14 protein-coding genes are annotated in these 12,516 nt (G+C 63.1%); 5 read left to right on the forward strand and 9 right to left on the reverse strand.

All coding sequences use genetic code 11. The annotated features are described in order from the left end of the window. Positions 1-10 precede the first annotated feature (10 nt). A complete protein-coding gene (locus CR103_RS06845) occupies positions 11-3,073 on the forward strand; it encodes a peptidase domain-containing ABC transporter (RefSeq protein WP_099915253.1) in 3,063 nt (1,020 codons plus the stop codon). Further along, a complete protein-coding gene (locus CR103_RS06850) occupies positions 3,070-4,410 on the forward strand; it encodes a sigma-54 interaction domain-containing protein (protein ID WP_099915254.1) in 1,341 nt (446 codons plus the stop codon). The genes CR103_RS06845 and CR103_RS06850 overlap by 4 nt, the downstream gene beginning before the upstream one ends. On the opposite strand, the gene CR103_RS06855 is transcribed toward CR103_RS06850, so the two are convergent. The 8 genes from CR103_RS06855 to CR103_RS06890 form a co-directional block, all read right to left on the reverse strand. Continuing rightward, a complete protein-coding gene (locus tag CR103_RS06855; protein WP_099915255.1) occupies positions 4,394-5,158 on the reverse strand; it encodes a PP2C family protein-serine/threonine phosphatase in 765 nt (254 codons plus the stop codon). The two genes, CR103_RS06850 and CR103_RS06855, sit on opposite strands and share 17 nt — an antisense overlap. A 54-nt stretch (positions 5,159-5,212) precedes the next feature. Next, positions 5,213-5,494, reverse strand: a complete 282-nt coding sequence (locus CR103_RS06860) for a hypothetical protein (RefSeq protein WP_099915256.1) — start codon at positions 5,492-5,494, stop codon at positions 5,213-5,215. 76 nt (positions 5,495-5,570) lie between these two features. Then, the gene (locus CR103_RS06865) at positions 5,571-5,834 is read right to left on the reverse strand and encodes a hypothetical protein (RefSeq protein WP_099915257.1); all 264 of its coding nucleotides are present in this window, start codon (positions 5,832-5,834) and stop codon (positions 5,571-5,573) included. Positions 5,835-5,938: 104 nt separating this feature from the next. Beyond that, positions 5,939-6,217, reverse strand: coding sequence for a hypothetical protein (locus tag CR103_RS06870; RefSeq protein ID WP_099915258.1), 279 nt, complete (start codon positions 6,215-6,217; stop codon positions 5,939-5,941). A gap of 43 nt (positions 6,218-6,260) precedes the next feature. After that, positions 6,261-6,539, reverse strand: coding sequence for a hypothetical protein (locus CR103_RS06875; protein ID WP_099915259.1), 279 nt, complete (start codon positions 6,537-6,539; stop codon positions 6,261-6,263). A 347-nt stretch (positions 6,540-6,886) separates the two neighbouring features. Next, on the reverse strand, positions 6,887-7,090 hold the full coding sequence (locus CR103_RS06880; protein WP_099915260.1) for a hypothetical protein: 204 nt from the start codon (positions 7,088-7,090) through the stop codon (positions 6,887-6,889). Between the two features lie 139 nt (positions 7,091-7,229). Further along, the gene (locus tag CR103_RS06885) at positions 7,230-7,490 is read right to left on the reverse strand and encodes a hypothetical protein (RefSeq protein ID WP_099915261.1); all 261 of its coding nucleotides are present in this window, start codon (positions 7,488-7,490) and stop codon (positions 7,230-7,232) included. A 32-nt stretch (positions 7,491-7,522) separates the two neighbouring features. Further along, entirely contained in the window at positions 7,523-7,816 is a 294-nt protein-coding gene (locus CR103_RS06890; protein WP_099915262.1) for a hypothetical protein, read from the reverse strand. Positions 7,817-8,191: 375 nt separating this feature from the next. On the opposite strand from CR103_RS06890, the gene CR103_RS06895 reads away from it, so the two are divergent. Next, positions 8,192-10,393, forward strand: a complete 2,202-nt coding sequence (locus CR103_RS06895; RefSeq protein WP_229442831.1) for a serine/threonine-protein kinase — start codon at positions 8,192-8,194, stop codon at positions 10,391-10,393. Positions 10,394-10,397: 4 nt separating this feature from the next. On the opposite strand, the gene CR103_RS06900 is transcribed toward CR103_RS06895, so the two are convergent. Then, positions 10,398-11,462, reverse strand: a complete 1,065-nt coding sequence (locus tag CR103_RS06900) for a formylglycine-generating enzyme family protein (RefSeq protein ID WP_099915263.1) — start codon at positions 11,460-11,462, stop codon at positions 10,398-10,400. Between the two features lie 118 nt (positions 11,463-11,580). On the opposite strand from CR103_RS06900, the gene CR103_RS06905 reads away from it, so the two are divergent. Together CR103_RS06905 and CR103_RS06910 are read left to right on the forward strand one after the other, a co-directional pair. Beyond that, a complete protein-coding gene (locus tag CR103_RS06905; protein ID WP_307726900.1) occupies positions 11,581-12,015 on the forward strand; it encodes a DUF4399 domain-containing protein in 435 nt (144 codons plus the stop codon). A gap of 44 nt (positions 12,016-12,059) precedes the next feature. Then, positions 12,060-12,500: a DUF4399 domain-containing protein gene (locus tag CR103_RS06910; RefSeq protein ID WP_099915265.1), complete on the forward strand. Its 441-nt coding sequence runs from the start codon at positions 12,060-12,062 to the stop codon at positions 12,498-12,500. Positions 12,501-12,516: the final 16 nt, after the last annotated feature.

Here is a 12,516-nt window from a genome sequence, read left to right on the forward strand (position 1 = left end):
CAGAAAACACATGGAACCGATACCGAAAGAGCAGACAGCGGTCGACTTCCTCGCTTCCGTGGAAATTCTCGCGCCGTTCACCAAGGGCGACCTGGAACGGCTGGCGGCGGCCTGCGAGCCGCGGTTTTTTTCCTTCGGCGACAGCGTCTGCATGGCCGGCGAACCAGCCAACGGCCTGTACGTCATCAAGTCCGGCTCGGTACGCGTGTTCAGCGAAGAGAACGGCAAGGAAACCAGCATGGGCGTACGCAAGAGCGGCGAGGTATTCGCCGAGATCGCCATGTTGCGCGACTACCGTCACGAACTGTCGGCGCGCGCCGCGCTCAAGACCGAACTGTGGTTCATCCCGCGCGCGCAAATCGAACCGGTGATCGCCCACAACGCGGTGGCCCTCGACTTCGTCAACAATTACGTCGCCGTCAGTTCGGCCGGCGGCCTGGTGGCGCGGTTGTTCGATTTGCGCGGAAAAGTGTCCAAGGCCGAGCTCGACGATTTCGTGCGCAGCGTCGGCGTCAAGCGCGTTAGCGCCGGCAAGGAAATCCTGCGCCAGGATGCGCGCGACGACCGCCGCCTGTACGTCGTGCGCCAGGGGCAGGTGCGCATCGAGCACCGCGACGCCGACACCGACTACGTGCTCGGCACGCTCGGGCCGGGCGAAACCTTCGGCGAAAAAGCCTGCCTGATGCGCCAGGAACAGATGGCGTCGGCGCGCGCCGTCACCGACGCCGTCTTGCTCGTGATCCCGGAAAAATCGGCCCACTTCATGCTCGAGCGAAACGCCAAGCTGCGCGACGCGATCGAAGAGCGGATCCGGTTTTTCGAGCGCGAACTGCATCGCCAGAAAAAACTGGCGGAGCGGCGCAAGCGCCCCGTGATCCTCGACCTGCAATCGAAGGGCGGGCCCGGCGAACACCTGATCAAGCGTTTTGCGCTGGTCGAGCAGGCCGAGGAGATGGACTGCGGCGCCGCCTGCCTGGCGATGGTGTGCCGTCATTACGGCATCGGCATGACGCTCGGCAAGCTGCGCGAACTGGCCAACGTCACCACCCAGGGCGCCACGCTCGACAGCCTGGCGCGCGCCGGCGAGTCGCTCGGTTTTGGCGCGCGCGGCGTGCAATGCACGTTCGACGCGCTGGCCGGCTTCGAGCTGCCCTTCATCGTCCACTGGGAAGGCTACCATTACGTGGTGGTGTACGGCGTCTCGCGCGAGCACGTGTGGGTGGCCGACCCGGCGGTCGGCTTCAAGCAACTGAGCGTCCAGGAGTTCGAGCGTGGCTGGAGCGGCACCTGCCTGGTGTTTACCCCCGGTCAGCAACTGGCGCAGGTGGCGGCGGCACGCTCGCCGTGGCTGCGTTTTGTCGGCTACCTGAGCCCGTACAAAAAAATCCTGTGGCACCTGTTCCTCGCCACGTTTGTCATCCAGATGCTGGGCATCGTGCCGCCGCTGATCATCCAGAACATCCTCGACGGCGTGCTGGTGCACCAGAACGTCAGCCTGCTGCACCTGCTCATCGTCGGACTCGTCATCTCGACCGTGTTCAGCCAAGCCATGGCCACCGTGCGCGCATATCTGGCCAACTACATGGTACGCAACCTTGATTTTTCGATGATGGCGCAATTCTTCAAGCACACCATGTCGCTGCCGTATTCCTTTTTTGCCAAGCGCAAGACGGGCGACATCCTGGCGCGCTTCCAGGAAAACCAGACCATCCGCGCCTTCCTGACCGAGTCGACCGTCACCACTTTGCTCAATTTGCTGATGGTGTTTATTTACTTCACCATCCTGTTTCTCTACAACGTCAAGCTGACCTTGCTGCTGATCGGCTTCGTCATCCCGATCATGGCCGTCACGGTACTGGTCACCCCGAAAATCAAGGAGTATGCGCGCGACGTGTTCACCGCCTCGACCGACGCCCATTCCTTCCTGATGGAAGCGCTGGGCGGCATCGAGACCATCAAAGGCATGGGCAGCGAGCGCCCGGTGCGCCTGAAATGGGAGAAAAAATACGTCAAGGCGCTCGAAGTGCAGTACCGCTCGCAGTCGTTCAATATCCTGGTCGGCCTTGCCAGCCAGCTGCTGCACGCCGCCGCCACGATTGCCATCCTGTGGGCCGGCGCTTCGCTGGTACTGGCGCGCGAACTGACGATCGGCCAATTGATCGCCTTCAACGCGCTGATGGGCAGCGTGCTGGCCCCGCTGATGGGCCTGGTCGGGCTATGGAGCCGGCTGGCCGACGCCACGGTTGCCATGGAGCGACTCGGCGACGTGCTCGACATCGAACCGGAGCAGCGGCCGGCCGACGTCGCTTCGCGCGTGGTGCTGCCCGACCTGCAGGGAGAAATCCGCCTCGAGCACCTGTTTTTCCGCTACGGCGGCGAAGACACCGCCTACGTTTTGGAGGACGTCAGCATCGACATCAAGCCGGGCGAACTGGTGGCCATCGTCGGGCGCAGCGGTTCCGGCAAGACAACCCTGGCCAAATTGCTGGTCGGCTTTTATCTGCCGACGGCAGGTAAAATTTTTGTCGACGGCTACGACATGGCCGTCATCGACAAGGATTATTACCGCGCCCAGGTCGGTTATGTGATGCAAAGTAACCTGCTGTTTTCCGGCACCGTTGCCGAAAACATCGCCAGCGGCGACGACAGTCCCGACCGCCGCCGCATTGAGGAAGTAGCGAAGATGGCCGACGCCCACGCGTTCATCAGCAAGATGGCGCTGGGCTACGAGCAAGTGGTCGGCGAGCGCGGCGTCGGCCTGTCCGGCGGCCAGGCGCAGCGGCTGTGCATTGCGCGCGCGCTGTACCACGACCCGCGCCTGCTGGTGTTCGACGAGGCGACCTCGGCGCTCGACACCCAGTCCGAGAGCAACATCATCGGCAACATGCAAGCCATCCTGGCCGGGCGCACCGCCGTCATCATCGCGCACCGCCTCAGCACCATCATGCGCGCCGATAAGATCGTCGTGCTGTTCGAAGGAAAAGTTGTCGAACACGGGCGCCACGACGAATTGCTGCAGCGGCGCGGCATGTATTACGAACTGGTGCAAAAGCAATTGAGCGCGGCGTCATGAAATTGTTCAATCCAGGCGGCGTGCAAGGGTCGGCGATGTCGTACGCGGCGCTGCTTGAAAAAATCGAGATCCTGCGCTCGACCTTGCGCTGGGCCACGAGCCTGCAGCGAAACGACATCGAAAAACTGCTGCGCCAGGCCAACGCGCTGCGCGACGAAGTGATGCAGCTGTCGCACCGCGAGCGTTTCGTGCAGGCCGTCAGCGCCGGGCCGGCGTTGGCGTTGCCCGCCGGCGAGCGCCGCCAGGCCTTGCTGGCGCGCAGTTTCGTCTTCGAAGGTACTTTCGGCGACAATCCGAGGCTGCTCGACGCCCTCGAGATTGCCGAGAAGGCCGCGCCGACCGACTTGCCGGTGCTGGTCGACGGCGAAAGCGGCACCGGCAAGGAGCTGATGGCCAAAGTCATCCACGCCAACGGCGCGCGCGCCGACAAGCCGTACATCTCCGTCAACTGCGGCGCGATCCCTGACAACTTGCTCGAATCGGAACTGTTCGGCCACAAGAAAGGCGCGTTCACCGGCGCCGTCAATGACCGCAAGGGCAAGTTCGAAAGCGCCCATCGCGGCACCATTTTTCTCGACGAGATCGGCGAATTGCCGCTGATCGGACAAGTAAAACTGCTGCGCGTGCTGCAGTCGCACGAAATCCAGCGCGTCGGCTCCGACGAAACCATTGCGGTCGACGCGCGCATCGTCGCCGCCACCAATAAAAATTTGCGCCGGCTGATCGAGCAGGGCACGTTTCGCGAAGACCTGTTCTACCGCCTCAGCGTGATTCATGTGACGTTGCCGCCGCTGCGCGAGCGCCAGGACGAGATACCGATGCTGATCGCTTACTTTAGCGACGAAGCGGCCGAAGCGCTCAAGCGGCGCCCGGTCAAGCTCTCGCCACGGCTGCGCGATTTTTTGCTCGCCTACGATTACCCCGGCAACATCCGCGAACTGCGCAACATGATGTACCGCATCTCGTGCCTGGCCGGAGACATAGCCGATGTCGGCCACCTGCCGGAAGACATCCGGCCGGCGCCGGCGGGCGCGCGTGGCGGCGCCGATGCCGCCAAGGTCGAATCTGTCAGGGGCCAGGGCGCGCAGGTTCCAGCGCACCTCGAAGCGCCGCTTTCGCTGGGCGAGGCAAAGCGCGTCGCCAGCGATCAGGCCGAACGCGTCTGCCTCGAGCGCGGCTTGCAGGAAGTCGGCGGCACGGTAGCCGAACTGGCGCGGCGCTGGGACATGAACCGCTCGCACCTGCAGCTGCTGCTGAAAAAACACGGGCTGCATTCGAAAGATTTCCGGCACCAGGCTGGCGCTGGGGCAGGGCGCGCCGTCACAGCGCCGGATTAACGATCGTCCTGTCGCTGCCGGCGTCGTCGGCCCGTACCACCACCACGGTAATGTTGTCGCGCCCGCCGTTCGCCAGCGCCAGCGCCACCAGTGATTGCGCCGCCTGGGCGCAATCGCCGAGCGTCAGTGCTTGCGCAATGGCGTGCTCGTCGACCGGGTTGCTCAAGCCATCGCTGCACAGCAGCAGCATGTCGCCGTCGACCGCCTCCAGCGTCGCCACGTCGACGTCGATGGTATCGGCGGCGCCGACCGCGCGGGTAATCATGTTGGCCATCGCGGCGGACGCCTCGAGGCCGGGCGCCACGCCGCGCGCGCGTAATTGTTCGGCCTGGCTATGATCGCGCGTGAGCTGTTGCAGGCAGGCGTTGCGATACAGGTAGATGCGACTGTCGCCGGCCCACAGGCAGGCCAGTTCGTCGCCGCATGCAAGCAGGACGACGACCGTGCTGCCCATCACCGTCACCCGGCGCGCCTGCGCCTCGTCGCGCAGTTGGCCGTTGACGCCGGTGATGCGTTCGCGCGTGGTGGCAACAAAATTTTCCAGGTTGTCCGGCGCGCTGATCGACTCGATGGCCTCGATTACCATGCGGCTGGCGATGTCGCCGAAGGCATGCCCGCCCATGCCGTCCGCAACCGCCCACACCCCGCGCGCGGGCAGGGCAAGGAAGCTATCTTCGTTGCGGCTGCGCACCAAGCCAACGTCGGTCAGTGCCGCTGACGTCCAGAGCAGTCGGCTGTCGCGGTTCATGGTATCGATTCCGGCATGACTTCCAGTATAAATCCCGCCTGCCCCGTCGCCTCGCTAAATCAACCGGTTGTTGACGCTGGCGGCATCGACCGCCACGTTGAGGCTGGAATTCGGGGCGGAATTGGTCACCGACACGATCTGCACCTGGTTGATCATTTGCTCGGCGAAATTGTTGATCTGATAAAAATTAATTTGCTGCGGCTGGCTTGGAGCAGCATTCAAGAACGGGCTGATCCAACCGAACACCCACGGCGCGCCCGCGCCTTGAATGCACACCATTGCCTTGCGGTCGAGCGTGTAGCGGGCAGGCAGGTTGTCGATCCTAATGCTAGCCATGATGCATCTCCGTCAAGGGTTGAAGGTGAGGTAAACATGCGCCTGAACTGAAGAGGCCCGAACTGGCCTCCTTAGTTTAGACCAACTTCGGGATCGACGCGTTGTTTGACGCCTTGAGCATGACATCGAGGTCGATGTTCGGACCGACGAAGCCGGCGCCGATCGAGCCGTTGTTGTTGAGCACGTTCACGCCGATTTGCTGGACCTGGAAGATTTGCTGGCTGACGTTGACGTTGACATGGGCGTCTGGCTGGAAGGCGAAGCCGCCGCGCACGGCGCACATCGCGTGCTGGTCGAGTTCGGTGCTACGCTGTAAATCGCGAATAGTTATCGAGGGCATTTCAGTTGCTCCTGTTGGGTGATGTGGCAAGTAACGAAGTAAATCGGAAGTAAATCGGAACAGGTGGAGACCTGGACGGTCGACACCTGTTCCTGTCATTTCGTTCAACCGGCAACGATGTTGTTCTGGCCGAACAGGCTGGTGCTGTTGTTGACGCTGACGCCGCCAATGAAGGCCGCGCCATTGGCGGTGGCGTTGGTGACATTCTGGAACTGGGCCAGGTTCTGGCTCGCGTGAACCGACGAATCCGAGCTCGGGGCGTAGGTATAGTCGCCGAAGCTGTAGCCAGGCAGGCTCATTTTGGTACCGCCGCGCACGGCGGACAGCGCGCTACGGTCGAGTTGTTCGGTGCGGGCCAGGTCTTTGATGGTCAAGGTTGTCATGGTATTTCTCCTCAATATGGTGGGCGATGCGATGGATGGCTGATTAGTGCGCAACGATGTTGTTCTGGCCGAACAGCGACGTGTTGTTGTTGACATGGACGCCGTCGATGAAGGCCGAGCCGTTGGCCGTCGCGTTGACGACTTCCTGCATCTGCACCAGGTTCTGCGTGGCATGCAGCGACGAGTCGGCGGTCGGGGCGTACTTGTAGTCGCCGGACGAGTACGAAGGCGAGCTCATTTTCCAGCCGCCGCGCACGCCGGACATGGCGCTGCGGTCGAGTTGTTCGGTGCGGGCGAGGTCGTTGATGGTCAAGGTTTTCATGGTGATACTCCTAAAGGTTGCTTGGGTTTGAAGGTGAGCATTTTCTGCGCTCAATCATCATGTAGCAGATAGCGTGCCAGCACCTGGCGCAAGACTTTATATCGTCCCAAGTCATTGAATTTAAACGGTATTTTATTTTAGTTTGGCCGTATCGAGATTGAAATTGCAAGTCGCCAATGGATACCGGTGATGGGCGCCGCCCGACAGAAAAATCACAGGTGTGCGGCGCGGCGCAACAGCGCACGCAGCAGGCGCAAATTTATGCGCCGGCGTTAAAAAGGGAGCGGCCAAAAAAAAGCCGCTCAGCGTGAGCTGAACGGCCTGGAGCGGATGGCGCAAGGTTCAATCTAGCGCGCTGCCGCCCTTTTTGCTGGCGCCTTGCCGGCGGCGAGGTCGAACAGACGAACGCGTTGCTGCGCCGGCCGTCCAATGGGGCCGCCGCCGCCGCCGCCGCCGCCGCCGCGGAAACGCGAGCCGCCGGTGATCGCCTGTCTTGCCTGGCGATCGAGTTGCGTGCTCTCCAACAGGTCCTGGATAACGATGGTAACCATGATTGCTCCTTGGGTAGGCTCATTGCCTGCCTGAGCCGTATAAACAAATAAAAGAAACGCTATATGCAACACAGTTCACCCCGGCCATCAAAAATGGCTGGGGTGAACCTTACCCGCGACAACGCGAAACGTTCCGTTGTTAGAGCGCTGCTGACGCCCCGTGGTTCTGCGTCCATTGCGATGCTGCCGCGCCAAAGTTGGTGCCGGCGAATCCGGCGCCGATCACGCCGTTGTTGTTGAGGACATTGACGCCGATCTGCTGGAACTGGCCGATCTGCTGGGCCAGCGTCACATTGACGTTGATGTCCGGCCCGAAGCTGGCGCCGCCGCGCACGGCCGACATCGCGCGCTTGTCGAGCGCATGGGTGCGCGCCAGGTCGTGAATTTCGATGGATGACATGGTGGTTCTCCTTTGTCGTTTCGAAAACCGGATTACAGTTTGACGATGTTGTTCTGGCCAGCCAGCGAGGTGCTGTTGTTGGCGTGGACGCCATCAATGAAGGCCGAGCCGTTGGCCGTCGCGTTGACGACGTTTTGCATCTGCATGATGTTCTGCGTGGCGTTGAGGGACGAGTCAATGCTCGGCGAGTAATTGACAGCGCCGGAAGGGTAGTAAGCGGCGGCAGCGGTGTTGCCGTACATGGTGGTGCCGCCGCGCACGCCAGCCATGGCGCTGCGATCGAGTTGTTCGGTGCGGGCCAGGTCGTTGATGGTCAAGGTGTTCATGGTAATTCTCCTAAAGTTGTTTGGGTTTGAAGGTGAGCATTTTTCTGCGCTCAGTAACCATTGAGCAGAAAGCGTGCCATCCATCTGCCTCTCTTTGGATTTGACCGCAAGCCGTTGAATTTAATGGGATTAATTTATATTTTCCGGTAGCGATAGCGCGCTGGAGCGACTTGTGCAACCGGCGTGTGATGGGCGCTTCCCGACAAAATGAGCAGCACTGTCTGGCGCTGGCAGACACCAGCCGCTGGATGCCTATGGCCTGCCGGCAAACCATCCCGACCGCGTACTTGGTTCGCTACACCAAGTCATTGACGGTCACCGTATTCATGCTAGTCTCAGAGGAAATCGGTTGGGAGTTGAACAAGTCAAAGTCAAATGGAAAATCTGGTTCAAGCGATTCGTCAGCTGCACAGCGGCGCCTTGACGCGCCCGGAGTTTTTCGCCCAACTCGACCAAGTGCTGGCGACCGCGCGTGACAGCCCCGTCCGCCTGCTGGAAGTGCTGAGCGAAGAACACGCGCGCACGCCGCTGCAGGCCGAGGTGTACGCCGAAGTGCAGCGGCGCATCGAGTACCTGATCGTCTCGCGCCAGCGCATGGGCACCGACGACACGCTCGTCCAGACCAGGCCGGGCAACTATCCGGGCAACTATCAGGGCAACTTTCAGGACAGCTATCCGGGAAACTACCAGGGCAAATCTCAAGACAACAGCCCGCGCAACAATTTGGGTAATCATACAAGCAGCTATCCAGGCAACAAGCGCGCCGCGACCGAGCCGCCGTCGCTGCCATTGGCCGCGCGGGGCGCGAAGGACGAACCTTTCGGCCCCGAGCCGGAACGCATGAAGGCGGTCGGCGACACCCTCAACGGCCGCTTCGTGCTGGAGGAGTGCATCGGGTTCGGCGGCATGGGTACTGTCTACAAGGCGCTCGACTTGCGCAAGCAGGAAGCGTCCGACCGCAATCCCTACATTGCGATCAAGGTGCTCAACGTGCAGTTTCGCGGCCATCCGAAATCGCTGATCGCGCTGCAACGCGAGGCACGCAAGGCGCAGTCGCTGGCGCATGCGAACATCGTGGCGGTCTACGATTTCGACCGTGACGGCGCCATGGTGTACCTGACCATGGAGTATTTGTCGGGCAAGCCGCTCAGCTTGGTGTTGAAGGCGCCGGGGTTTTCCGGCATGCCTTATGCCGACGCGCTGCGCATCGTCACCGGCATGGCCAACGCCCTGGCGTACGCCCACCAGCGCGGCTTCGTCCACTGCGACTTCAAGCCGGGCAACGTGTTTTTGACCGATGCGGGGGTGGTAAAGGTGATCGACTTCGGCATCGCCCGCGTGTTCCAGAAGGCCGAGGAAGCGGTCGACGTCACGGTGTTCGACCCGGGCAGCCTGGGCGCGCTCACGCCTGCCTACGCCAGCCCTGAAATGCTCGAGCATCGCGACCCTGACCCGCGCGACGATATCTATGCGCTGGGTTGTATCACGTACGAATTGCTGACCGGCCACCACCCGTTCAACCGCTTGTCGGCGGTGCAGGCGCGCGATGCCGGCATGCGGGCGCAGCGTCCGTCCAAGCTCGGGCGCCGGCAGTGGCAGGCACTCAAATGCGCGCTGGCGTTCGAGCGCGAGGCGCGCACGCCGACGGTGGCACGCTTCCTCAGCCAGCTCGGCCAGCAGGGCGACAACACCCGCTATGCCGTGCTGGCCGGCGCCGCCGCCGCCGTCGCGCTGGCCGTCTGGGGCGCCCGCACCCTATGGCCAGCCGGTGACGCCAGCGGGCGGGCCGGACAGACGGCAGCGCCCGACGTCGCGCAAACCGCGGTGGCCCCAACCATCGACACGCCTGCGCCGGCCGCGCCTGTGCCCCCTGCCGCGCCTGTGCCCGCGCCAACTGCCGACGCCCTCGCCATTACGTTGGCCACCATCCCGTGCGCGGCGCTGGTGGCCAGCGTGCAAGGCCGTGCGGTCGCGGTGTCCGGTTACCTGCCGAAATCGGTGGGGCCGGCGCGCCTGCGCGACAAGCTCGCCGCCATGCCTGGCGTGGCCAGTGTCGGTGTCGACGTCCAACAGCTCGACCCGGACAAATGCGCGGTCGTCGACGCCTTCGCGCCGTACTGGGTTGCGCACCGGCGCGCTGGCGGCGGCGCCCGCATCCGCCTGGCTGGCCCGGCCGCCCCTGGCGTCAATCTGGCCGAGGGCGATCCGCTGGTGGTCGACGTCACTACCTCGGCGGCCGCCGAGTCGTTCATCAGCGTCGACTACCACGCGTTGGATGGCAACGTCGTCCACCTGCTGCCGAACCCGAGGGCGCGCGACAACCGCGCGCCGGCCAACTACACGGCCAGCATCGGCAGCATGGGCGAATGGGCGGTCGGCAAACCGTTCGGCTCGGAACTGATCGTGCTGGTGACTACCCCGGTTCCCTTGTTCGCCGCGCTGCGCCCGCTCACCGAACCGAGCGCGGACTATCTGGCGGCCGTCACGCAGCGGCTCGGGCAGGTCGCCGCGCGCAATGGCGCCGACAAGATCGCGGTCGACTTCGTGCAGATCAGCACCAGGGCGCGCAAACGATAGTTTTTTACTTGAGGTTCCTGGCCACCCGGAAGCCATTCTGGCCATTGCGCACGCTGGCGTCGTATTTGAAACGGGTCGACGAGACCATGTAGACGGCGCCTTCGCGCCACGAGCCGCCGCGGATCACCCGCACCGTGCAATTGGGTTCATCCCACGTGCGCCCGTCGGCCGGCGCATCCTTGAAACCGCTGTGCCAGCAGTCGCTGACCCATTCCCACACGCTGCCGTTCATGTCGTGCAAGCCGAACGGGTTGGCGCCGAAGCTGCCCGCATTGGCCGGCGCGCCGACCTGCCACGGCGGTCCGCACTCCTTGCAGTTGGCCTTGCCCGGGACCAGTTTGTCGCCCCACCAATATGCCGTCGTGGTGCCACCCCTGGCCGCGTATTCCCACTCCGCTTCGGTCGGCAGCCGGTACGGCTGGCCGCTGGTGGCGCTGAGCCACTTCAGGTATTGCTGGACATCGTCCCAGCTGACGTCGCGCACCGGCGCCTCGTTGGCCTGCGCCGAACGCTGGCAGGCGCGGGCGTCGGCGCAGGCATTCCACTGGCCGGCCGTCACTTCGTATTTGCCGATGGCGAAAGACGTGGTCAAGGTCACCTTGTGGGCCGGCCGCTCGCTCGGATCGCTGGTGTTGCTGCCCATCGTGAATTGGCCCGCCGGCAGGGAGATCAGCGGCGGGCAGGCCGCGCAGTCCTTCAGCTCGGCGCCGGCCGCGGGGGCGGGCTGCGCCAGCTTCGCGGCAGGCTTCGGTGCGCTCGGGGGCGCCGCCGAAGGAGCGGGAGCGGGCGTGGCCGTTGGCGTTGGCGTTGCAGCAGCGCGCATCCTGGCGATGCGGGCCTGCGCCAGCACGGCAAAGCGCCCTTTTGGATAGGCCTTCAGGTAGGCTTCGTAGTCGCTGGCGTGGTTGCTGTCCTTGATCGATTCCCAGAACGCCAGCTCGAATTGCTCGGCGCTATTCTTGGGAACTACACCGGCCAGTTTGATGTCATCCGTAAGGGCTTGCTGCCCGCGGGCCGTTGCAAAACTAGGCGCGATCAGCACGAAAACGAGCAAAAGTGTGTGCCACATGGGCGACTCTCCCGGTTTGCTTCGTTTAAGAAGAACTGGCCTTGCAGTGCTGTAGATAGTGTGACAGATTTAGGACTACGCAGTCGCACATGCGGCATTCTGGAAAAAGGTGGCTGACATGCGAAGCACGATGATTTTTTTTGCATTGCTGGCGGTAAGCTCGCTGGGTGCCCCGGTGTGCGCCCAGCCCGCCAAGTCCACCGCGGCGCCGGCCAACGCCCAGGTTTATTTCATCTGGCCGCACGATGGCAGCGTCATCGTCAACGGCAAATTCTGGGTACGCATGGGCCTGCGCAACATGGGCGTAGCGCCGAAAGGCACCGGCAGTCCCGCCACCGGCCATCATCACTTGCTGGTCAATACAGCATTGCCGGCCATGACAGAGCCGATCCCGAACGACCGCAACCACCTGCATTTCGGCGCCGGCGAAACCGAGGCAAGGGTCGAGCTGCCGCCCGGCAAACACCGCTTGCAGTTGCTGCTGGGCGACAAGGATCACCGGCCGCACAATCCGCCCGTGTATTCGAAACCGATCACGGTTGTCGTCAGGTAAAAATAGCGCAAAAACAGTAAAAACAATCAACACCGGAGACCAGCATGCGCACCGTATTCGCCGCCGCCGCGGCAATGGCAATGGCAACGGCACTGATGGCCCTGCTTCCGGGCGGGCCGGCCAGCGCCACCGCGGCGCCCGCCAATGCGTACTGCTACATCGGTTGGCCCACCGATGGCCAGGTCGTCGCGGCCGGCAAGCCATTTCGCGTCTGGTTCGGCTTGCGCCACATGGGCGTGGCGCCGAAAGGCGTGGCGTTCAACAACACCGGTCACCATCACCTGCTGATCGACACCGAGCTGCCGGCGGCGGGCGAGGCGATTCCGTCGAACCGCAACCACCTGCATTTTGGCGCCGGCGAAACCGAAACCATGCTCGAGCTGCCGCCCGGCCAACACACGCTGCAACTGTTGATGGGCGACGAAAACCATGTGCCGCACATGCCGCCCGTGCAGTCGAAAAAAATCACGATTACCGTCCGCTGAGATTTAATAAATTAAT

Source organism: Massilia psychrophila (assembly GCF_002760665.1).
GTDB lineage: Bacteria > Pseudomonadota > Gammaproteobacteria > Burkholderiales > Burkholderiaceae_D > JAFCUW01.